General features: G+C 76.1%; 1 protein-coding gene (only partly in view). It reads left to right on the top strand.

All coding sequences use genetic code 11. The features are described from left to right. On the top strand, positions 1 to 25,899 hold the 3' portion of the coding sequence (locus ACIPSE_RS32545) for a hypothetical protein (protein ID WP_401669656.1). It extends 7,164 nt beyond the left edge of the window; only the last 25,899 of its 33,063 coding nucleotides appear in the window; the start codon falls outside the window, past its left edge; its stop codon occupies positions 25,897 to 25,899.

Below are 25,899 nucleotides of genomic sequence, written 5' to 3'. Positions count from 1 at the left end.
CTCGCCGCGCACGACCGCGCGGACGGCGTCTTCGCACGCGAGATCGCCACCGTCGCCCACGGCACCACCGTGTCCGCCGGGGACGAGACCGGTTTCCGGGACTCCCCGCAGGCGCACGCACTGCGCGAGGAGTTCCGTACCACCGCGGCGACACCGGAGACCGTGGCGGAGCACCGGCAGCGCTACGCCGACGCCCGCACGGTGTGGAGCGCCGAACAGGCCGCGCGCACGGCCTTCGACCGGGCCCTCCTGACACCCCGCAGCGACGGTGGCGCCCGGACCGACCTCGCGGACGGCTGGTCCGGCGCCACCGCCCAGGAACGCCGCTGGTACGACCGGCAACTCACCGCGCTGCGCGCCGCGTACGTGACCGACCGCGTCACCCTCCTGACCCACCCCGGTGCCGACGGCGTCCGCCAGGACCTGCTGGCACGGCTCGACGAGGACACCCGGGACGCCGCACGCGGACTCCAGCAACGCGCCCACGCCGCCGTGTCGTTGGAGCGCGCGCTGACAGGTGTGACCGCCCGCTTCGCCCCCGAGCGGGCGTGGCGGCCCCCTCTGGCGGCGGAGTACGAGCAGCGGCGCGCCGAGCTGACCGAGCCGCTGCGGGACCGGCTCGACCTGCTGGGGCCGCGGGAGCGGACCGAGGCCGTGACGCGGCTGCTGAACGAGCTCGACGCCCTGCGCACGGACACCGTCGGCCGCCACCGCGTCCACCAGGACTTCGCCGCGCTGATGGCGGACCGGACGGGCGAGCCCCTGACCATCACCCGCGAGGACACCGCCCAGTGGGCCCGGCAGCGGATCGAGACGCTGCGCCAGGAGTACACGCGGACGGTCCAGACAGCGGGGTATGAGACGGCGGGGTACGAGACGGCGGGATACGAGACGGCGGGGTACGAGACGGCGGCGCACGAGACCGCCGCGCAGGAGACCGCCCGCGTCGGTGATCTGCTCGACGTCCACGAAGTCGGTGACGTGGCCGCGCGGTTCGGGGTCTCCGTGCGGACCGCCGAGGAACTGCTGCTCGGCGCGGGCGGCTATCTCGCCGCCGCGCTGGAGATCGGGCGGGAGCCCGAGGTCGAGGCCCGCCGTGTCGCGCGCCGGGTCGCGCTGGTCAGGATCGCCGAACGGCTCCACGCCCAGGGTCCCGGCGCCGCCGAGGCGCTCGCGGACCGGCTCGCGGCCGAGAACCCGGAACTGCGGGGCGCCGTCGGGCGCGTGCGCGCGGGCGCCCCCAAGCGGAAGTCGGCAGCCGCGAGAAACAACGCGTCCGCCACCCCGTCCGCCAACGCCACCACCCCCGCTCCCGCTTCGGCCTCCGAGCAGGACCAGCCCACCGCGTCCGGTTCCGGAACCGCCGCGACGGCCGCCCGCCCCGAACAGGCCCCGGCCCCGGCATCCGCATCCGCATCCGTATTCGTTTCCGCGCCCGCGCCCGCGCCCCTGACCCAGGCCGCCCGGGCCCAGTTGGACCGCGCCGCCGCCTCCGCCACCACGGAGGCCCCGCACCGCAGGGCTCAGCTCCTCGGGCGGGTGACCGCCCTGGTGCAGCACGCCGGATGGCACGACACGATCCCGGTGGTGGCGCTGACCAACCTCGTGAGCGTCGACCCGAAGTGGACCGACGCGGCCAACCGCCCCCTGGTGGAGAGGGTGTTGCGGCCGGACGCCGTCCATCTCGTGGAGCAGGCGGCGGCGAACCCGTGGCTCAACGTCTTCCTGCTCTCCCACCCGGACATGCCGGACGCCCTCGCCTCCTCGCCCACCCTGCTGCGCACCCTCGGCGACATGGCGCGGCACCACCCGGAGCAGGCGCAGACCTTCGCCGTCGACAGCCACCTGCTCGGGGCCCTGGTGGCCAGGACCCCCTCGGGCCGCCGCGACGTGCTCGACGCGATCGAGAGCGGCGCCGCGTGGACGGACAGGCTCTTCACCTTCCCCGAGCTGGCCCACCGGCTGTCCGGCCAGTTCGAACTGTTGCGGACCGTGGCGTCGGCGGGTCTGTGGCAGCTGAGCGCCCTCGTCGCGCGCGTGCCGGAGGCCGCCGAGGCGTTGCCCCGCGGCGACCGGCCGGTGCAGCGGGCCGAAGTCCTCGCGCACGAGACGGCGTTGCTGTCCGGACTCCTCGCCGCCACCGCGCCGCCCGCCACCACCGCGTCCGCCACCGCGCCGCCGGTCACCGCCCCCGCCGTCGACTACCGGCAGCTCTTCGCCCACGAGGAGCTGCGGGCCGCGCTGCGCTCGCGCGCCGACCAGGCGTACGCCCTCTTCCAGGTGCCCGGACTGCTCGCGCTGGCCCTGCGGGACACCTCCGTCCTCGACGTCCTCGCGCGCGGCCCGCGGCTGGTCGACGTCCTGACCGACGTGCCCGCCTTCGGCGCGCGGATCGCCCGCTCCAGGGCGCTCGTGGAGGCCGCCGTGGACAACGCCTCGGTCGCCGAGGCGCTCTCCCACGACCCGCGCGCCTTCGACACGGTGCCCGACGACCGGCTCGCCGCGGCGCTGCGCGAGGCCGCCGCCCCGCCCCGGCGCACCGCACGGGTCACCCAACCGGGCCCCTCCGCACCGCCGTTGGAACGTCTGCGGGCCGCCGACGCCACCGCGGCGACGGTGCTCGCCGATCCGGCGCAGGCCCGGGTGGTGCAGGGCGAGAGGCGGCTCGCCGAGACGCTGGCACGGCACCCCGGTCTGCTGCCCGAGCCCCACCAGTACCGCCGACTGCTGCGGCCCGGCAGCGCACCCCTGCGCGCCCTGGTCGCCGCGGGCGCGCCCGCCGAGCTGTTCGCCCCGCGCGTGCTCGCCACCGTGCTGCGCCATCCCGTCCTGGAGAACGCCGTGACCGCCGCCGACGGCGCGCATGCCGTCCGGCGGCTGGCGGAGTTCCTCACCGAGCGGCCGGACCTGCGCGAGGCCGTGTACCGCAACCCGGGCGTGGCCGACACGGTCGCCACCGTCTCGGCCGCCGTCCCCATGCACCAGGTCTACGACGGTCTCGGAGCCCGCCTGCGCACCGACGACCGTGCCGCGGCCCTGCTGCGCGTCCCCGGCGGCGACTCCCCGCTCAACGCGCTGCGCGCCCACCGCGCGCAGTTCCTGGACGCCGTCGCCGAGAACGGCGGCGCCCTGCTCACCCTGTTCGTCCGCAACCCCCGTGCGGCGGCGGCCCTGTCCACCCCCGCCTTCCTCACCGACCTCCGCGCCCACCCCCTCCTGGTCCGCGAGATGGCGAAGCGGCCCGGCCTGCCGCTGTCGGCACAGCACTGGAAGCGCCTCTACGGCGACCGCCGGATGCTCACCGTCCTCGAAGACCGCGCCGACGCACGGGAGCTGCTGCTCGCCGCGCCCGAAGCCCTCACCGAGGCGGTGGCCCGGCCCGCCTTCGCGCCGGCCCTGCTCACCGGGCGGCTCGACGGCGCCCTCACCCGGATCGCCGACACGAAGAAGAACACCAAGAACAAGAAGAGCCGCGCCTGGGTCAACGACCTTCTGGAGACGGTCCGTTCGACCGGTGAGCCCACCGTGTCCGTGGAGGGCATCGTCCTCCAGCCGCACGACGTCAGCCTCGCGGCCCTGTTCCACCGCACCGAGGCGGAGGCCGGGACGGTCCTGCGCGCCCGGTTCAGCGGGGGCTCGGCCGACGACGACGCGCACCTCCTCGCCGTGAACCGCGACACCCGCGCCCACCCCCGCATCCTCGAACTCGCCAAGTCCCGGCCCGCGTTGGGCGCGGCCCTGTTCCGCAACGCCGAACTCCTGCCCGCACTGCGCGATCGCGGGGGCCTGCTGGACCTGGTCGCCGACCCCGCCGACTTCAGCCTGGCGCTGATCCACGCGCAGCCGTCCTTCACCCGGGCGCTGCGCACCAACGACTACCTCTACCGGTTCTTCGTCACCGACCACCGCAACCGCCACTGGCTGGCCGACAACCCCCACCTGCTGCCCCGGTACGTCGACAGCCCGGACCTCGCCCGGCTCTTCATGTACCGCCCCGACATCAACGCCAGGCTGACCAGCCGGTCCGACATCACCCTGATCAGCCGCAGCAACGACGTCGTCCGGGTCCTCGCGGACGGCGGTCCCGCCGCCGACCTGCTGATGCGGGAGCCGGACCTGCGCGGGGACCTCGCCCGCGCCGTGACCCGCTCCCAAGGCCCGGTGACGGTCCGCGCGGCGGTCAGCAGCCTGCCCCTGCTCACCGCCCTGAGCAGCCGCCCGGAACTGCTGACCGTCCTCACCGCCGTACCCGGCCTCGGACAGGCCCTGGCCGACCGGCCCGACACCCTCACCACGGAAGCGGCCTACGTCGCGTTCCTCGACAACCCGCCGCTCGCGAGCTTCCTCATCCGGCACCAGGACCAGATCCCGGTGGTGCTGGGCGACCCCGAACTGGCGCGGACCGCCACCGCCGCCCCCGGGGTGGTCGGCGCGCTCGCCGCCGACGGGCAGGTCGCCCGGCTGCTCCAGCGCCGCCCCGCCGTCCACCGCCTCCTGCGCCGGGCCCCGGAGACCACCGACCGGCTCGCCGCGGACGGCTCCGCCCTGCGGCGGGCCCTGGAAGCGGTGCGCGGCCTGCCCGAGGCACTGGCCGACACCCCCCGGATCCGGGACGACGTCCACGCGGCGCCCTGGCTCGCACCGGCCCTGCTGCGCAGCCACCACCTCCTCGACGAGGCCCGAGCCGACAGCCCCCTGTGGCGGGCGGCCCGCACCGACCGCACCCTCGCGGACGCCCTCACCGCCCAGCTCGTACGACGGCTCGCCCCGCGCGCGGCCCTGCTCACCGCCCTGGCCGCCCGGGACACCACCGCACCCCGGCCGGACGCCGCCGACACCCGCAGGCTGCTCTCCGACCCCGACCTGACCGCGTTCCTCGACGACGAACCCCGCTTCACCGCCCGCTTCCTGACCACCCCGGCCTGGACGTCCCACGCGCTGACCACCCCGGGCACCGCCCACACCCTGCGCGCCCTGGCCCGCGACGGACGGCTGCCCGCCCTCACCGACGACCCGTCACCGCAGCCCCTGCTGCGCGCCCTCACCGAGAGCCCGACGCCCGCGGCCCGTACGGCGACGGCCCCCGCGTCCCGGGCCGACCGGACGGAGCGGGCGGCCCGGCCGGCGAACCGTTCCGCCGCCCGTACCTCGGTGTGGGCCGAGGCCCTGGCCACCGTCCCCGAGGCCGCCGAACTGCTGCTGACCCCGGACGCCGCGCCCCTCGCCCAGGCCCTGCCCGGCCACCCCGAACTGCTGCCCCTGCTGCTCGGCGCCCCGACGGTGACCGAGGACCTCAGAAAGGACCCCGCCCTCTGGCGCGACTACACGTTCGCGCCCTTCCTCCACACCTCCGAGGCCGCCCTGACGGCCTTCGAGGACGACTTCCACCGCTGGCTGGACGAACGGGGTCTGCTCCTCGAAGGCGACTACCGCACCCGCGTCACCGACGCCGCCCGCGCCGTCTGGAACCGCGCCCGCGCCGAACGCGACGCCGAACGCGCCGAGGAGCGCGCCGAGATCGACCGGCGAATGGCCGCCTTCGCCCCGCACGACAGCGGCACCTGGGAGTACAGCGGACGCCTGGTCCACGCCGCGCACGTCCGCCCCGACCGCTTCTCGGCCGACCAGGCCCAGGTCCTCGGCGAGGTCGCCGCCGGTCTGCGCCGCCCCCGGGAGAACGCCGTCCACGCCAACAAGGCGCTCCACGTCCACCTCGACGGCGGCAGCGGCGGCGCCTCCCTCGCCCACGTCCTGGCCCCCGACGGCCGCGTGGACACCCTGGTCTACGCCCTCAGCACCTCCCGGCAGGGCAACCGCTACCAGTGGGAGGGCCACGGCGGACGGTACGTCGACGGCCCCCTCGACCTCGACGCCGTACGCAACGCCCCCGCCCTCGTCACCTCCACCGGCCTCACCCGCGAGGCCGGCCGGCGCACCGAGCCCCGCACCGCCGAACCCGCCACCCGCGCCAAGGGCAAGAGCAGAGCCACCGCCGCCCCCTCCGTACCGCCCCTGGTGACGGACCCCGAACTCACCCGGCTCACCGACGCGTTGACGGCCTACCACTCCGCGCTGACCGAGCACTCCGCCGCGCGCCAGGCGCGGAACGCGGCACGGCCCCAGGCCAAGGCGCAGGGCCGTCTGGAGGAGACCCGGCGCACCCTGCGCGACCTCGGCCTCGACCCCGACACCCGCGACGCCGACGTCCTGGCCGGGGACGCCGCCCGGCTGCGCCTGAGCACCCCGGTCACCCGGCAGCCGGACCCCGTCCTCGCCCCGCGCACCGACCAGACGACGACCACCATTCCCCGGGCCCCGCGGTCCCTGCGGCTGGACGACCTCGACACGCGTGAACTCCTCGACGGGAGCGGGCGGATCGTCGGCCACGACCTCGTCCCCACCGCCGACCCCGCCACCGCCCGCCCGATCCGGGCCGCCGCCGACGCCTCCGTCTGGCGCCTCGACTACGACCCCGGCGTCCCCGGGACCACCGCCCCCGCCGTCCTCGCCCACCGCGACGGGGCGCCCGTACGGCTGACCCCGGACGCCTTCGCCGACCTCGTCGCCCGCCACCGCACCCGGCCGGGACCGGTGTGGCTGGTCGCCCCGCGCGCCGCCCGGTACGGCCTCGACCTGGCCCGCACGGTCGCCGACCGCACCGGCACCCGCGTCCACACCCACACCGGCCATGTCGACCTGTCCACGACCCCGTTCGGCGACACCGCGATCCTGGCGCGCGACACCGTCACCGACCCCGGCCAGTGGGTGTACGCCGACCCGGCCCCGGCCGGCACCTCCGCCGACACGGTCGTCACCACCGTCACCGGCGAACAGGTCCCCGTCCACGACCTCGCCCTCACCCCGCTCGCCGACGCCGACGGACGCCTGATCGGCCACGCCTCCCTCCCCGAGTCCCAACTCGCCTCCCACGGACACCACTTCGCCGCCCTGCCCGGCGCGGTGGCACGCCACTTCCTCGTCTCCCACGGCGCGCCCGACGCCCCGCACACCGACCTGACGACCCGGGACGGCCGCACCCTCACCTTCACCGGCGACCAGGTGGCGACCGTCCTGCGCCGCCGGGCCAGCCTGCGCGCCTTCCGCACCGACGCCGCACGCCGCACGGACAGTTCGGTGATCGTGGTGACCTGCTACGCCGCCACCGTCACGGCCGTCCACCCGACCCCGTACATCCAGCGGTTGGCCGACGGCCTCGGCCTCCCGGTCACGGGACCCGCGGGAGCGCTGGAGATCGGCCCCGGCGGTGTCGTCCTGGTGCCCTCGGGCGGAGTCGCGGGCGCCTGGCGGACCGCCCGGCCCGGCCAACACGCCACGAGGCCGACGGAATTCACCCTGACGACCGGCCCCGTTGCGCAGAGCACCTCCCGCGATGCCACGCTCACCCTGTCCTCCCACTCCTCGCGCAGCGACCTCCTACCCGGCACCGGCGTCCTGGAGCCGCGCCCCGTCCGTCCCCCGATGCCCGGCCTCGACGGTCTGCTCACCGGCCTCGACCTCGCCGTCCCGCCCGCCGAACGCGTCGTACCGGAACCGCCCGTCACGCCTGTCGCCGAGAGCGAGGGGCAGCGCCGGGACCGGCTGGACGCCGGTCTGGTGTTCGCGCCGCCCGCGTACGCGACCGCCCGGGACGCGGGGCGGGGCGTGGGCGCGGAGAGCCATGCCCTCGTCGGCGACCGGCTGACGGGCGCGATCCGCGACGGGGTACTGGGGCTCGTCCCGGAGGACCGGCGGGCGGAGACCGGGCGGCTCCTCGCCGCGTACCTGGACGCCGCCGACCTCGACACCGTGCTCCGCGAGGCCGTCGCCGACCGGCTGACCGTCGTCCTGCGCCCGCCCGGCGGGCCCGTGGCGGTGACGCTGGGCCTGCGGCCCGGGGCCTGGACCCAGCTCACCGACCCGCGCGGCGAACCGTCGGGCGCGCCCGGTGCCGAGGACGTCCTGCGGGACCTGGCGGCGCGGCCCTCCACGACCCAGGTCGGCCGCCTCAGGGAGACGAGCACGGCGGACCGGTCGGTCGACCACAGCCTGCGCCCCTACCTCGCCCTGCCGTTCTCCCAGGCCCTGTCCCACCTGCCGGGGCTCGGCCAGGTCGACTCCGTCGCACAGGCCGTGCTCGGCGCCTACGGCAAGCGGACCGAGTACCGCTCCGCGACGGCCCTCGGCACCACCCGGACCGTCCGCCCCGCCTCCGCGCCCCGCGAGGTGCGGTTCCTCCACGACGTCGAGGTCCAGATCGGGGTGCGCGGTCCGGGGCAGGAGGAGCGGTCGGCGCGGACGGTCGTGGAGGGGGCCCTCGTCGCCACCCACCCGCGCCGCTCCGTCCGCGCGCTGCCCCGCCCGGCCGCCGACACCGGCCACGCCACCTCCGCGCTGTGGACGACCCTCGGCGGCGACCCGGTGTCCGTCCCTGCGGGGTCCGTGCGGGCTGGTGGCGGCTCGGCGACCGTTCCCGCAAGGCCTGTGCGAACGGGCGGCGACCCGGTGTCCGTCCCTGCGGGGTCCGTGCGGGCCGACGGTGACCCGGTGTCCGCCCCTGCGGGGCTTGCGCGGGTCGGCGGCGACCCGGCGACCGTTCCCGCAGGGGCCGTGCAGGCCGGCGGCAACCCGGCGATCGTCCCCGCGGGGCCGGTGGAGGCCGGTGGCGTGGGTGTCCGGCTCCCCGCCCTGTCCTGGGTGGACGCGGTCACCGGCGTGGGGGAGTACCGGGCCGCCGTGTTCGCCGCGGCGGGACCGGCCGCCGCCGACCCGCTCACACGCGCCCACGAGACCCTGGACGCCTTCGCCGGGGCCGGCTCCCTGCTGACCGGGCTGCACGACGCCGCCTCCGGAGGCCTGTACTCGGACCCGGTGACGTCAGCCGACGGACGGACCGACGCGGTCCGGGTCGACGCCGTCCTGCACCGCCCCCGGCTCGTGCCGGACAGCGACGAACTCGCGCGCGTCGACGTGGAGGACGTCAGCTCGGGCACCGTCGCGGCGGGGTCCGTGCAGTCCGACACCACCAGCACCGGCGCCGGTCCCGTCGTGGCGCTGGCCGCCGGGGCGCTCGGCGTGCCGGGCGGTATCCCGCTGCCCCAGCTGACCTTCGCCCGCTCCGTCCAGTACACCCGGCCCGGGCCGCAGTCCGACAGCCTCCAGGCGCGACGCCTGCGGCACACCGACGAGCCGACCGTCGTCGTCGAGTTCGACGTACGGCTGGAGACCCGCTCGGTGACGGGACGCCCCGGCGGGCCGGCCCGGATCACCGCCCGGGTGCGCATGCTCACCGCGGACGCCGCCCGCCTCGTACCCGCCGGGCAGGCACCGGCCGTCCTGCCCGCCGACCCGGAGACCACGGCACGCACCGCCCCCGGCCGGGTCCTCACCCTGCCGCCGTCCCAGGACGGCTGGCTGCCGCCCACCAGCCGGGTCACCGACCTCGACCCGGCCGGTGCCGCCGAAGCCCTCGACCGCGCCCTCGCCCTGGTCCGCGACCGCTTCCCCGGCCACCTCGCGCACGACCCCGCCGACGCGGGGGCCCAGCCGCACCACGTCACCAACCACCTCGCGCTGGCCCGCGCCCTGCACCCCGCCGCCCTCGCCCGCGGCGCGCACCCGCTCACCGGTCAGGGCCACGTCGTCGTCCTGACCCGCCCCACCCGGCAGGGCGACGAACGGCTCCGCGTGACCGTCCGGGCAGCCCTTGACCAGGCGGACTTCGGCTACACGCGCACCCGGCGCGGCCAGACCGAGGTCGTCCACGGCACCTCCTTCGACCTGCACAGCTCCGCGGTACGGCAGTCGAAGGCGGTCGCGGGCATCGGCCTCGACGTCCCCGACCCGGCGGAGTCCGGCGCGCTCGCCCGGCTGACCGGCCGGGTAGTGCCCAGGGTGAGCTGGAGCCGGTCGGTCACGGAGACCGGCGGGTTCTCCGCGTCCGGTGCCGTCGGCGGCGGCGCGCTGTGGCTCGCCGAGTTCACCGGCCCCCTGACCCTCCACGTCACCGCCGAACCGGTCCCCGCGCAGGGCCGGGACACCGTGCCCCCGGCCGCCGCGGACCCCGTCGTCACCCGCGCGACCCTGACGGTGCCCGAGGACCTGGCCCTGGAACGGGACGCCGAGGGCCGGGCGCGCACCACCCTGGAGTTCGAGACCCGGACGGACGGCCCCGCGTCCGCCCCCGCCCACCGGGTCCCGCGCACCCCCGCCCCCGCGCCCCGCCGCACCTGGACCCCCGGCCCCGGCGACCGCCTCCCGCAGGACGCCCTGCACATGGTCCGCACCGACCACCTCTTCCCGCACGTCGCCGCCCTGCTGGAACGGGTCGGCGTGCACCGGCTCGACCCGGCCGACGAGGCCGCGCTGCGCACCTCCCTGTCCGGGCTCGCCGCCCGCGCCGGCGACCTCGGCACGGCCCCGCACCCCGTCCTCGCCCGCCCGCTGGGCCGCGGCACCTTCGGCCGGCCCGCCCGCATGGAGGTGACCGTCCAGGTCAGGCCTGCCGCACTGACCGCCCTCGGCGAGAGCGCCCACGCCCTCGCCTACGACCACACCTCCGCCACCGCGCTGCTCCGCGCCGCCGAGACCGTCGACCGCGCCTTCCGCGCCAAGGCCGAAGGCGCCCTGGACACCGGCCTGTCCACGGACGACCCCGGGCCGCCGCTCGACACCACCGGCGGGCAGTTCACCCTCGACTACGGCCGCGGCGCGCCCGTCACCTCCGGGCGCGCGGTCAGCGGGCGCGCCGACCGCACCAGGACCCGCACCGGCGGCCACGTCTGGGCCGAGGCCCCCGTCGACGTCGTCGTCACCGTCCGGCGCTGGGAAGAGGCGCACGTGGGTCTCCTCGGCGGGCTCGGCTCCCGTCGCCACGACCCGCGCGAGAGCGTCGGCGACCCGCTGCGCACCCCCGGACTCGCCCTGCTGTCCTCGGAGTCGGCCCGCGGGCTGGGCCTGCTCGGCCCGCGGACCCCCGCGCCCGCCGAACCGTCCCTCCTCGCCCCGGCGAACGTGCTGCGCGGCGACGGCTTCGACCACGCCGTCGTCCTCGGCGTCCCCGACATCGGACCCGCCGTCCACGAGGCGCTGACCCGGATGCGCGACCTCGGCGCGCTCTCCCGGGAGCACGCAGACGCGGTGGACGCCGAACTGCGCAAGGCGGCCGGACGGCACGGCACGGCCGCCCTGCTGGAGACCATGCTCACCGGCCTGCCGCTCCTCGTGCCCCACCGCAACGAGATCAGCACCGCCATGGCCCGCATCACCCTCACCGCCGAACTCCTCGCCCCCCGCGCCGAGGGCCGGGAGGACGGCGAGCACGTCGTCGAACGCGCCGACGTCACGGCCCGCGAGGACACCAGCGCCACCACCCGCAACCTCAGCCTGGAGGGCCGTACGACGGCCGCCGGGACCTCCGACCAGGTCGACCTGCTCGCCGGACTCGGCGGCGAGCACCTCAGGCCCGCCGTCACCCGCACCGACACCCGCGGCACCCGCACCGAGGACCGGCGCGGCACCGGAGTCCTCAGGGTCCTGCGCCCCCACGTCACCGCGTTCGACGTCCGGCTGCGCGCCGAACTGGAGGTGCACCGCGCGCTCGGCGCCGTACCGACCCCGCTCGGCATGGTGACCCCGCTGCTCGGGCGTCGCACCCACCATCCGCTGGGCGAATGGCTGCTCCCCGGCGCGCTGCGGCTCGGCCACGAGGAGCCGCTGACGCGCCCCGGTGCCACTGCGCCCTTTCACCGGACGACCACTGTCGCGCCCGCCGCCGTGCCCTGGGAGCGGCCCGGTCCCGCCCTGCCGGCGGACGTGCTGGGGGAGGCGTTCGTCGGCACCGTCGGGGATCTGCGCGGCCTGCGCCGGGCCGCGGAGTCCCTGATCACGGGCAGCACGGGAGCAGGGGCGTCCGCGAGGTCCCGCGGCTGGGACGCGCGGACCGCCGTCTCGCCCGCCGCGCACTCCTGGCAGGGCGGGCCGTTCCTGCTGCACTCCCGGATCGCCGCCCTGTTCAGCCCGCCCGCCATGCACCGGCTGTTCCTGGACCTGGCGTCCGGCGAGACCCTGCGCGAACCGGTGACCCTCCCCGGCACGGGCAGCGACCTCGCCGCCGAGCTGGAGATCACCGCGCACGTCGAGGGCCTGCGCGCCCCGGCCGGCGCCGCGCAGGACACCGTCCCCGGCACCTTCCTCAAGGACCCCGCGCGCTCCGTCCTCCTCCCGGCCGGAGGCCCCGGCGCCGCCGTACGGCTCGGCGGCCCCCTCACCGGCTCCGCCGCACAGGACACGACCGGGCGGGGCGACGCCGAGACCCTCGCGCTCACCGGCCCCGGGCGGCAGGCGGGCCGGCCCTTCACCCGCCTGGAGGCCGACTCGGTCACCTGGCACCTCGTCCTGCGCCCGGCGAGCGGCGAACCCCGCGCCGTGCAGGCGACGGTGACCGGCCAGGCGGCGGTGCTGTACGTGCCGGCGGACCGGGTGGACGCGCTGTCCGCCGAGGTGGCGAGTGCCACGGCGTCGGCGGCGCGGGACACGGACGGCGACGCCCCCGTCAGCGCCGACAAGGGCAAGGGCAAGGCGACGGCCGTGGACGACGGGATGCGCGCCGGGGAGGAGTTCACCGAGGCGCTGACCGCGCTGGACCGGGCGGAGTCGGCCCTCGCGGCGCTGGAGGCACGCCAGGCCCACACCAGTGCGGGCGGCTCCGCGGCCCTCGCCGAGGAGATCGCGCGGGCCGAGGAGACCCTGGGCCGGGCCCGGGAGCGGGCACAGGCCGCCGCCGCGCATCTCGACCTCGTCCTGGAGGAGGCGGAGACCGCCGGGAACCTGGGCTTCCCCTCGCCCACGGAGGCCCAACTCCGCGAGCGCCCGGCCCCGTTGGGCGCCGGACCGCTCGACCGCCTCCTGCGGCGGACCCGTCCCGCCACCGTTCCCGCGGCCGAGGAGAGCATCGAACTCCGGCCGACGGCACAGGAGTCGGCGACAGCGCCTGAAACGGCGACGGCGACGGAGACGGCGCCGGTGGCGGTGACGGTGACGGTGACGGCGCCTGAGCCGGTGGCGGTGACGGTGACGGCGCCTGAGACGGCTATGGTCACGGCGGCTGAGACGGTCGCGGCGAACCCGGAGCACCCCTGGTACCTCGACCACGGCCTCGCCGGGCATGTCGCCGTCACCTCCACCGTCGGCTTCGGCGCCTACGACGCCGACCGGTCCGCCCGAGCGGTCGTCGCCGCCCTTCCTGCCCGCCTCGGCCCCCTGGCAGGCGGCATCACCGACGCGCTGCGGACCCTGCTCCTCACCACCGGCAGCCACGCCTGGGAGGACCTCCTCGCCCACGGCGTGACCCTGACGGTCCAGGACCGTCTGGTCTGGCTGCGGCCCGTGCTGACCGGCCTCGCCCCCGTGCCCGAGCGGCAACGGGCGGACGGCGTACGCGAGTACGGGGTGCGGTTCGCGACCACCGCCGCCGCGAGCGAACGCGTACGCGAACGCGGGCTCGGCCTGGAGGCCGCCACCCTGCTGGGCATCAGCACGGCCTCGGCGGTGGCCTCCTCGATGCTGCTCGGCCTGCCGCAACTGCGCGCCGACACCACCGTCAAGACCACCGACGTCCTGCGGCGCAACGTCATCGCGGGCCGCACCCTGTTCATCGCCGCCAACCGGCCCTTCACCGCCGGGCTGCGCGTCCGCGTCTTCGTGGACGGCGTCGAACACACCTCACCGGTCACCGTCGACCGGCGGCTGCGGGTGGAGTTCCCCGCCGAGTACACCGGGGCCGCCGCGCCCCGCCCCGACATGGCACCGGTGACCGAGGCCCAGCCCCAGCCCCAGCCCGAAGCGGCTCCGCTTCCGGGGCTCGACCGGCCCGTGCTCAACGCCCTCGACACCAGCCCGGTCGTCGCCGCCCTGCACCGGGCCCTGCGGCGGGCGGGACTCGGCGCCCCGGCGGCCGAGCGGTTCATGGCGGGCGCGCGCGGCACGCTCAACGAGCGCACCGCCCGCACCCGCAGCCGCTGGTGGCTCACCAACGGCGACGTCTCGGGCGTCATCGAGATCCCGCTGGGCGCGGGCCGCACCGCCCACGCCCGGCTGGCCGTCCGCACCGGGATCGAGAGCCTCCAGTTCGCCGGGGTCAGCGAGAACGTGCAGATCCGCGACGACCTGGGCCGGGGCGTGGCCCGGGGCACCGGACGCGCGAGCGGCGACTCGGCCGGGATCGCCCTCGGCTACAACGCGTACGGGTTCTCGCTGCCCGTCACGGAGGGTGCCGAGGCCGGGTCCGGTTCCAGTTCCGGTTCCGGGGCCAAGGGGCTGCTGCCGATGGCGGGGGTCGGGTTCGACGTCGGCGCGGGCAGCGGGCTGACCGTCACCTCCCAGACCCTCAACCACACCGTCCTCAACTCCCGCGACGACCAGGCCCGTTACCGCGCGCGGATGCGGGTCGTCGTGGAGGTCCGTGACACCGGGCGACTGCGTGTGGAACCGGTCTCCGAGGTCGTGGAGGCGGAGATCGCGGTGCCGTGGCGCGGCGGGGAGGGCGCCGCCGCCTTCGAACGCCGGGTCCTCGGAGCCGTCCGCACCCCGGGGCTGCTGCCCGAGGCGCCCACGGTACGGCCCGCCCCGGTCGCCGCCCACCCTCATGTCCGGGCCCTGCTGCGCGAGTCCCGCACCGCGCCGCACCGGCAGGCGGTACGTCCGTACCGCATGGCCGCCGACCGGGCGCGCGTCACCCACCCCGCCGAACCGCTGGCGCTCGCCGCGCGCCGGGGGCAGGGCTTCGCGATGGCCCTGGCCATGCCCGGCTCCGAGCTGGTGGGCGAGCAACTGCTCGGGCGGTTGCGGGAGTCGGCGGAGTCCGCCGTGCTGCGGAGCACCGACTGGACGGGGGTGGAGGCCGAGGTGAACCTGTTCTTCGGGCGCCCGGTCCTGGAGTCCGACCTGCCGTCCCTGCTCGCCGGGATCGCGCACACGGTGACCGTCGCCGGAACCCGCTACCGGCTCACCGCCCGCGCCCTGCTCGGCGACCGGCTCTCCGGCGACAGCTACCCGATGACCGTCAACGCCCGCGCGGCCCGCACCGAGACGGTCACCGGCAAGCGGAGCGGCGAGTGGACCGCGTCCGTCGGCGGCGGCGGAGGCGTCATCGTGCCGCTGGGCGCGGGGCGGCGGCTGCGCGTCGGCGGACTCACCGTGCGCGGCGCCCTCGAACGCTCGCGCGACGAGCAGTTCACCTCCGCCCACTCCGGCTACCGCCGCACCGAGACCGAGGGCACCGTCGACGAGCACGTCTACGACACGGTGTACGAGCTGTCCGTGCGCCGCGAGGACGCCGCGCCGGGCCGCTCCGGGGCCGAGACCTGGTGGATCGACCCCGACGAACCGCTCGTCACCCAGGTCGTGGTGCCCCGCCAGCATGTACCGGCCGCCCCCGTCGACGCGGGCGCCGTCGCCGACGCGGGCCGGGTCTCCTTCAGCCGCGACTGGCCCGCGGCCACCCGGCAGCGGCTCGACTTCGGCCGCGCCGGCACCGGCGGCCTCTACCCCGCCTTCCTCGTCGCACCGGAGCTGACCCGGCTGGCCGCCGACGGCTACGCCCGGCTCGCGGGCCTCCCCGCCCACTGGGCCCAGGACCCCGGCAACTGGCCCCAGGAAATCGCCGAACTCACCCAGCCCGCGGCCCTCGCCTCCCGCATCGGCGCCCTGACCGGCCCCGACGGCCACGAGGCCGTCCTGCCCAAGCGCGACGGCTGGCGCTACACGGTACGGCTGCGGCTGCGGGCGTACGACCCACGCGACCTCGGCGTCACCGACGGGCCCACCGAGATCGAGCAGTACGCCCAGACCGTCGACAAGTTCGCCCGCACCGACAGCACCACCTGGCGCGCCGGGTTCTCCGGCAGCCTCGGCCCGCAGCTCGGCTTCGGCTCCTTCGCGGGCGGCGGCGCGCACGCCACCCACGCATCGGAGGGCGACCCGGACGGTGCCGCCGTCCTGGCCAGGTCGGACACCACAGGACACGAGGAGGACGGCGGCGCGACGGCCCATGAGTCCGGGCACGGCGGTGGCGTCGGCGTACGGGTCGTCGCCCTCGCGCAGACCGAGGCGAAGTGGGCCAAGGGGTCGAGCCGCGGCACCGTCGCGGGCGTGATCGAGATCAGCCGCGCCACCTACGCGGGCGTCCCGCACGTCGTCGAGGCGTCCCCGGTCTTCGAGCTCATCGTCGAGCGCACCAAGGGCGGGCAACGCGAGGAGTCGGTCCGCTATGTGCGCGTCGAGCGGGGCCTGGAGCTCCTCGTGCCCGCCCGTCGACTGGAGGACCTGCTCCCGCCCGTCCCCGAGCAGCAGGCCGCGACGGGCTCCGGACAGCGGGAGCCGGCCCGCCGACACCTCCTGGGCCGCCCGCTGGCCGGAGCCGTGCACCCCGAGGTGCTGCGCGCCGACGGCGTCCTGCGCGAGATCGAGAACCGCCTCACCACGCACGGCGTGCTCACCGGGACGGGCGCCGCCCGCGACCAGCTGCGCCGGGCCCTGCGCGCGACCTTCTCCTCCGACGCCCTCCAGTCGCAGTACACCGCCCTCACCGGCACCGGCGTCGCCCGCTGGTTCCCCGTCGCCGGACCCTTCGGCACCACCCGCTACGTCTGGGTACGGGCCACCGCCGACGTCGGCGAGCCCACCTCCCAACGCGCCCGCGACGAGATCAGGTTCACCCTGCGCTCCGAAGGCGTGCGGGAGGACGTCACCGGCACCGAGAGCTCCTTCAAGGCCGGCGCAGGACTCGGTGTCCGCACCCGCTTCGGCACCCACGACATCCACGGCGGCACCGAACTCGAAGCCGTCTACGAGATGAGCCAGGGCCGCTCCCACGAGGTCGCCCGGCAGATCCTGGACATCGCCCGCGCCAACACCCGTGAAGGCTCGGAGGAGTTCGAGCATCCGCTCGCCGTCCGCATCGAGATCCGCACGGCCACGGAACCGCCCACCGCGCTCGCCGCCCCGCTGGGCGCCGTCAGCCGGGCGTTCGGCACGGCCCTCCGCCGCCCCCGCGGCCAGTTCCGCTGGGGCACGGTGTACGACGACGGTCTCGGCGCGGGCCGAACCGTGCCCGCCGAGGTCCGCCTCCTCGTCCCCCGCCACCTCACGGTCCCCGCCGACCTGCCCGCCCCACCCGCCGTCGCCGCCGCCAGCATCCTGCCGCCGCGCTGGACGGCCCCGGTCACCGTGCCCGAACTCCCCCAGGCGCTCACCGAGTTCCTCCACCCCTGGGACGTCCCGGCCGCCCGGGCGGTCCAGCGCTGGACGGGGCTCGCCGCGCACCAGCCGACGACCGCGCCCGACCTGACCCGCGAGAACGCCTGGCACGTGCCCGGCCTCGACCCCCTCGGCATGGCGGGCGTCCGCTACGACCACCACACCTCGACCGGCATGCTCCGCGCGGGCGTGGTCCGGCTCCTCCGGCACCGCTACCAGGTGCCGGTCGGCGGACGCACGGTCACCGTCGGCTTCGACCTGACCTCGGCGGAGGTCGTCGGCCCGCCGGAGGGCGTCGCCTTCAAGGCCCGCCGCTACCAGCAGGACCACGAGAGCCCCAAGTCCGAACGGACCAGGTCCCGGGGCGGCGCGATCTCCGTCGGCCCGGAGACCGGCGGCATGCCGGACGGCCACCGCCTCTACGAACGCACCACCGCCGACGTCCTCGACCGCAGCACGGAGGACAAACAGGGCTTCGAAGCGGGCGAGACCCGGGAGACCAACCGCGAGGCCACCCGCCGCTACCGCCACTACCGCTTCACCGTCGACGCGGTCATGCAACCGACCGAGCACGCCCGCCGCGCCCTGCGCGTCGAGGTCCCCGGCGGCCTGTACGCGATGCTGCCGCTGGACGCCGAAGGCCACCTGGCAGGAGGCCTGGAGGAATCCCTCTCCCACCTCTTCACCCCCGAGAAGCCGCCGCCGGAGCCCGCGTTGGCGGAGCTCCAGGCGGATCCCGCTGCGGCGCAGCGGCAGACCGAGCCCGCTTCTGCGGATCCGCAGACCGATCCTGCGTCCGCGCAGCCGCCGACCGAGGCCTCTTCCATGGTGCCGCCGACCGGGGTCTTGTCCGTGGCGCCTCCCACGGAGATCGTTTCCGCGGAGCCGCGTGCCGGGGTCTCCTCCGCGGAGCCGCCCACCGAGACCGCGCCCGCGGAGTCGCTTGCGGTGGTCACGTCCGCGGAGCCGGGAGCCTCCTCCACGGCGCGGTCTGCCGTCGCTTCCTCCAAAGCGCCGCTCACCGCCACCGCGCCGCGCTCCGAGACCGCTTCCTCCACTGCGCTGCCGCCCGCCGCTGCCTCCGCCACCCCGTCGGCCGAGGCCTTGTCGTCGGAGTCGGGTGCCGAGGCGTTTTCCACGCAGCCGCCTGGCAGGACCGCTTCCCCGCTGCCGCCTGCTTCCTCTGTCGCGCCGCCTGCCGCTTCCCTCGACGCGCCGCTCGCTGAGACTGCTTTGTCCGCCGGGTCGCCGCCCGCCGTTACGCCCGCCGCCCCGCTGACCGAGACAGCTTTTGGGGAGCGGCCCGCCGAGGTCTCTTCCATGCGGCCGTCCGCCGAGGCCGCTCCGATGGAGCCGTCGGCCGAGGTCTTGTCCATGGGGCCGCTCGCTGAGATCGCTCCTGCGGAGCCGCCCGTTTCCTCCACCGTGCGGCCCGCTGCCGCTTCCACCATCGCGCCGCCTGCCGAGACTTCCTCGTCCGCCGGGTCGCCGCCCGCCACCGCTTCCACAGCACCGCCCGCCGAGGCCACTTCCCCCGACGCGCCGCCCGCAGCTCTCACCGCGCCGCTCGCCGCGGCCTCCCTCACCGCGCCGCCCGCCCCCGCCACCACCTTCAACGCACCGCCGCCCGAGGCCACTTCAGGTGTCGTGCCTGAACCCCCGCCCGCCGCGCCCGACCTCTACGCGCCGCCGCCGGACCCCGCTCTGGCCGCCCTGGTGAACCCGCTCATCGACCTGCCCGACGGGGTGGGCCGGCCGGTCGCGGTGCGTGCCGAGCTGGTGCGGCAGTTCACCCGGGTTCTCCGGGACCCGGCCGTCGCCGCGCGGGTCGCCGCCTCCGGCGTCCGTGTCCTCGTGCTGCCCCGGGGCACCCGGCTCACCGACCTGCCCGGCGCGCCCGTACCGGTGGACCTGCCCACCCACGGCCCCGTCACGGAGAACGAGAACCGCGGCCTCGTCGACGTCGCCCAGAGGCTGGTCGTGGTGGCCGAGGAGAACCTGCTCGGCGAGGACCCCGGCCTCGGCGGAACGTCCTCGCACGCCGACGGCTACTCGACCGTCACCCACGAACTCGCCCACCTGGTGCACCTGTTCGGCCTGCACGACACCGACAGCACCCTCGTACGGACCGCCTACGACGAGCGGCTGGCGGCGGGCCCGGACGCCGAGTGGGCCGACGGACCGCGCCTGCACACCGACGGCGGCCCCGTCGACAACTACGCCTCCCGCAGCGTCGAGGAGTACTTCGCCCAGACCAGCAACGCCTACCTCGGCACCAACCGGGGCCACGACCCCTACACCGGCCGCCGACGCCACAACGGCGCCGACTGGGTACGGTCCAACGACCCCGTCCTCGCGGGCCTGTTGAGCAGGCTGTACGGGCCGGACCCCGACACCGCCGCCCCCGGCAACCCCGTTGCCGCCGCCCGCGCGGAGGACGCCGCGTACGCGGCGGCGAGCGACCTGCACCGCCTCAACCCCGCCCCGGCCGCGCCGACCCGCAGGCCCGCGCCGACGAGCGGGTCCCGGGTCCGTGTCCCGGGCCGGAACCCGGCGGCGGCCCTCCTCCGCGCAGGACGCTCCGCCGCCGCGCCCGCCACCCTGGTCCGTGAATCCGTCGAGGTCCGCGGCACCTTCCGCGCCCGCGACACCGCCCCGGCCCAGCCGGAGAGCCAGGAAGCCCAGACCCCGGCCGAGCCGCAGCCGCAGGCGCACCCCCAGTCGGAGGAGACCAGCCGGCCCCAACCCCCCGTCCCGGTCACGGAATCCGAGCCCGTGCCCGAGCCCGCACCACCGGCGGCCGAGACCACGAACGAGTCCACGGCCGAGTCCACGGTCGGGACCACCGCAGAGACCACGACCGAGTCCGCGGCCGTGGCCGAGACCACAACCGTGGCCGCGACCGTGGCCGAAGAGCCCACCCCGGTCACGGAACCCCCCGTCCAGCAACCCCCCGTCCAGCAACCCCCCACCCCCACCCCCGCCCCCGCGGAGCGACTCAGCAGCACGGTGACCACCTTCGGCAGCGACCGCCCCGGTTCCCTCGGTCTCGTGCATGTCGCCCCCGTCCCGGACGCGACCGTGACCTGGCTCCAGGAGCAGGTCTTCCGGCAGGTCGAGGGCGACCGGGGCGAGGACCGGGCGTTCCGGGACGCGCTCCGGGCCGAGTTGACCCCGGCCCGGCTCAGCAGCGAGTGGCCACGCCTGTTCAGCGTGCGCGGACTGGCGCTGCGGGCGCCGTACCGCGGCAGCAGCCACCAGGTGGCCGTACGGTTCGCCCTGCACAGCCCCCGCCGCGTCGCGCCGGACATCGAGGAGATGTCGGACGGCCCGCCGATCACGCTCCAGCGCTGGGCGATCGGCGTGAGCGAGGCGGGAAGCACCGACTCCGCCGGTGACCTGCGCGCGTTCTCCGTCAGCCACGGCCACACGATGCCCTTCGCGGACACCGGCTGGTTCCGCCGCCTGACGTTCTCCCCGCAGCTGACGTACACGCACAACCAGACCACCACCACCGTCAGCACGAGCGCGGTCGTGCAGCCGCAGATCATCATGCAGAGCCGGGAGCGGTCCTGGCCCATGGAGTACACGCTGCACGCCGAGATCCGGTCCACCGGGTCGGCCGCCCAGGCCGTGACCGGCACCCCCCGCGACGAGCTGTGGCGTACCCCCGGGAGCGAGGCGCCCGCGCCGCTCACCGTGTGGTTCCCCAAGCACCTGATGGAGGACGAGCCCGACCACGAGGGCCTGAACAGCGGCAAGCCGGAGCGCAGGCCCGCCCCGATGGACACCCTCCTCGACGACGTCCCTCTCTTCGCCACGGAAGCCGCCCCGGAGGCCGACGGACTGCTCTCCGACATCCTCCAGTCCTTCTCCCGCGACCTGGCCGACCTGTCCGACGGCTCCCACGACCAGCTCCGCCAGTTCCTGGACGAGGGCGTGCTGCGTGGCAACCTGCCCCTGATGTGGGCCGGGCACCACAGTTCCCCGACCCTCTACGCGAAGAACGGCACCGTCATCGGCATGCTGCGGGTGCGGTCGCGCATCGTGCGGCGCGACAGGCCGGGGGCGCTGGCCGGGCCCGCCACCCGCAACGTCGTCCTCCAGAGCCATGTCCTGCGCTCGCTGAAGATGTCCGGCAGCACCTCCGTCACCAACGCCGTCGGCATCGGCCTCGGCGTCAGCGGCGGATTCGCCGTCAGCCGGGCCGGCGAAGGCACCGGCACCGAACCGACGGGCACCGAATCGACCGGCACCGAACCGATGGGGTTCACCGTGTCCGCGCAGGCCGCCGTGCAGCAGCAGGTCACGCACACCCTGGTCGCGGGCGGCAGCGTCCGCACCTCCCGCTCGCTGCGCACCGGCGCGCCCCTGCTGCGGGTGCGCGTGGAAGCCGCGTTCGAGGTCACCCTCGTCCGGCCCGACCGGCCCGAGGTCCGTCCCGCCGACGAGTCCCCGCTGGCCCGCGGAACGACGTACCCGCTGATCCTGCGCGTGCCCTCCGAGGCGACCGTCACCGGCACCGACACGGCACCGCGCTATCTCTCGCCGGAGATCCTGCACCTGCGCGATCTGGGCGCCACCGTCACCCCGACGGCGGTCCGGGGGACCGGGCCGGTCTTCGAGGCGCTGGAGAGCTGGCTCGCCGACCACGGATTCCTGCCGCCCCGTCAGGGCCCGGCCGTGCCCTGGTACCAGGGGCCGGTGAGCGGCGCCGCCCATCTCCAGCGGCTGAACAACCAGCGCCGCCTGGACCAGATCCGCTCCGAGGCCGGACTGCGCGCGGGCTTCGACGAGATGACGTCCGGCGGCCACCCCGTCTGGTTCGAACTGCCCACCCTCACCGGCGTCCGGCGCGTGGCGTTCCGGATCACCGCCGAACGCCGCTACCTGGAGGACGAGGAGCAGGGCGGCGTCACCCACGACCGCCACCTGAAGTCGGTGCAGACCTACAACTACACCGGTGCCACCCTGGCCGGTGACGAGCAGGTGAACCGTGTGCCGCTGGCGCTCAGCGGCACCCTCCAGGGCTCGGTCACCAACCCCTTCGACCGCCACGGCAACCTGTGGATGCAAGGGCTGACCCCCGAGTACACGTATTCCCGCCAGGCGTCCGCGGTCACCGGGTCGAGCGCGAGCACCGGACAGGAGTACTACGTGCTCAGCCCGGCCGCCGACGGCATCCGCATGCACACCCTGCCGGTCACCTACCGCACGTCGATGGCGTACAGCCACGGCCCGGCGATGGACCCGCTGGAGGTGCCCGGGCACGCCACGCTCGCCGTACCCGGCTACAAGACCCTGGAGCACCCCGACGACCGGATGCCGCCCGCCCTCGCCGCGCCCCGCCCGCTGACGGCGGCCGACGCGGACCTGGCCGACGACGCGGTCCGGCTCCCGGAGACCGCCTTCGTCGACCGGGTAGGGGGCAGCGAGCGGCTGCGCGAAGCCGTCAACGAGATGATCGCCGCCGCCGGCCGCACACAGCGGACCGACCGAACCGCCGCCGCGGACACGGGAGTCGAGACGGACGACGGCATGGAGCTGGGCCCGATCCCCGGCGCCTGGCCCGACGCCACCGCCGACTCCGCCACCGCCGACTCCGCCACCGCCGACTCCGCCACCGCAGCCGACGCCAGCGCCGCCACGGCAGCCGCCGCCACCGTCGATGTCGATCCGGTCGACATCCCCCTGCCCCCCAGCCCGGTCGTCGACCCCACCGAGATCCCCCTCCCGCCGAGCCCCGCCCCCGAGACCGCCGACCTCGCCCAGGCATCCGATGCCCCCGTCAACGCCGCACCGTCCCGGACCAGTTGGGCGACCTCGGCGTTCGGCGGCCTGGGCCTGGCGGTACGGGCTGCGGTACGGCAGGCCGTCGGCGCGTACGAGCAGGTGGCCGCCGTGACGACCGGCGGGCCGCTGAACGCCCCCGAGAGCGCCGCCCAGCAGGTGGTGGAAGCGAGCCTCACCTCGCACCACCTCGTCACCCACGCCTACCGGATCTTCAACGAGGACGACGTCACCGAGTTCGAGTTCACCTCGGGGGTGCTCACCGGACTGCAGGTCCTGATCAGGATCGAGGGGTTCCTGCGCGGAGTCCGCGCGCTGTCCCGGCCCGGCACCATGGACTACGAGCGATGGCTCCAGGCCATGGACGCCGCCGCCGACACCCGCGGCACCACCCGCGCCCACGCCGCGGGTCTCACCCTCGCCGCCGACTACGGCACCGGAAGCGGCACCGTCGCCCCGGCCGGCCACTACGCCCGCAAGGCCGCCGCCGGCGAGAGCACCACCGTCAACGACATCACCTCGGTCTTCCGGGTCACCACCGAGAACGACGCGCCCGCCCACCGCCTGCTGGCCGACGCCGCCTACAAGGTCACCGTCCAGGTGGGCAGGCGCAACGCCGTGACGGGCCTGCTGGCGGGCCGCCCCCTGTTCACCGACACGCGGATCGTCGAGGCCCCCGACAGCGTGGAGTTCCTCCTCAGCGACAACGACCTCGCCAACCACCCCCTGTTCCACCGGCTCGCGGGCTCACCCACGCTGCCGCCCCAGGCGCCCCTGGACCGGCGGCTGCCCTCCTACTTCACCGAGAGCGGCGGCCGGGCCGGCTTCGGCGGTGTGACCGAGGTCCTCCCGATCAGGGAGGACGCCCCGCGCGGCGAGCTCCAGCGGACCACGCTCGACCTCGTGGAGCGGATCGCACCCGGGGTGACGGTGCCGGGCTCCGACACCTACACGCCCGGTGTCCTCACCCGCGTCAACGAGCACACCTCGTCCCTCGGCATGCGCGCGCTCGCTTCGCTCGGCCCCGGCAGCCGTACCTCCTTCCACTTCATCCACCGCTCCTGGCTCGGACCGACCCAGGTCGAGGTCACCTTGACCGCCACCCCGGTCGGCGACCTCGACGCCGTCCGGGGCCGCCGCGCGATCGGCAACCAGGGCATGGACAACGTCTTCGGCCACGCCAACGGCGACGGCACCTCCCTCCCGGTCCCCGGCACCACCCGCCAGTCCCTGTCCCGCGCGGTCACCCACTCCCTCGACGCCGCCCCGGTCGTCCAGCAGGGCGGCATCCGCCTCCGGCCCACCCTCGCGGTGTCCCGGCAGGCCAACACCACCGACACCGCCACTTCCGTGCGCGAGCGGCGCGTCTGGCAGCGCAGCACGGGCGACATCACCGAGGCCCGGCTGCGCTACAGATTCGACGTCACCGTCTCCGCCCGCCCCCTGGAGGAACTTGTCACCAGCCTGCCCCTGCGCCTGTTCCACTCCACGCGCCGGCTGACGGGGACGGTCCCCGCCGACGTGGTCCTCCACTTCAACGGCACCGACACCCCGTCCGTCCCGGTCGAGGCGGCACGCCTGGCCGAACCCGCCGTCTACGAGACGGACCCCGCCCAGCCCTCGGAGGTCCGGCGGGGACAGCGGGCCATCGACATGGAGATCCCCGCCCACCTGCGCGCCGCCCTGTCGTCCGGCCCGGCCTGGGTCCCCCGACGGCCCATCTCCCTGTACGACTTCGACGCCCTGCCCCAGCTCGCCACCGCGCTGCGCGCCGTGGACCCCGCCCTGGGCCGCCCCGGCGAACTGCCCACCTCCACCTCGGCGGAGGGCATGCTGGTCCGCCTCGCCCAACTCGTCCGCGCCGGCCGCCTCAGACTCCTGCCACCCGCCGCGACCGCGCCCTTCCTCGGCGGCCCCGGTACCGGCGCGACCTCCGTCGAGGTCTCCCTGTACCGGCCCGTCAGCGACCTCGTCGGCAACGACGTCGGCCTGGACCACCTGGAGATCTCCACCGACGGATTCGTCTCCCAGGGCGACCTGTCGACATCCACGGCCCTGGGCTTCGGCGTCAGCGTCCCTCTCAACGCCTCCGCCGACGACCGCATCGGCCCCTCCGTCCCCGTCACCGGCCAGCGCACCACCGCGGGACTCACCCACACCCAGACGGTGCCGCGCCGCGAGGTCCTCAAGTTCGGCACGTCCGCCGCCGGCGCGGAACGCGGCGCCTCCGGCCACCAGGTCCGCGCCCTCGCCGTCTTCCGCACGACGGGCCCGAAGGGCACCCGCTGGGTCATCGGCACGGCGATCCTCCGCACGACGGAGGCACCGCCTCAGCCGTCGACGCGGACCGGGCCCGCCGACACCCCGCAGCCCCCGCCCTCGGCCCATGTCACCACCCGCCGCCGAGCCCAGCCCTCCACGGGCACCCGCAGCCGCGGCCTCTTCTCCCGCCCCTGGGGGAGCCCTCGCCTGGACGCGATCCAGGAGACGACCCCGGCGCCCGCCGCGAAGACGACAGGCCCCGAGACCGGCCCGGGGCGGGACGCGAAGGCGATTCAGGATCCCGGTCCGGGGACCGCCGAGGAGCCTGGTCCGGAAGCAGTTGGGGATGCCGGTCCGGATCCTCGTCCCGCGGCAGGTCCCGAGACCGGCCCGGGGCTCGGCGCGAAGGCGATTCGGGAGCCTGGTCCCGGGACCGTCGAGGAGCCTGGTCCGGAAACGGCCGGGGGCACCGGTCCCGACCTTCGTCCGGCGGAAGGTCCCAAGTCCGGTACGGTGCCTGACCCGAAGGCCCCCGAAGAGCCTGACCCAGTGCCCGGCCCGGAGGTCGTCAAGGAGACCGGTCCGGCCGGTTGA

The organism is Streptomyces sp. NPDC090106, assembly GCF_044747265.1.
Taxonomy (GTDB): Bacteria; Actinomycetota; Actinomycetes; order Streptomycetales; family Streptomycetaceae; genus Streptomyces.
Note: the sequence above shows the minus strand (reverse complement) of the source record. Positions and strands in the feature narration are given on the sequence as shown.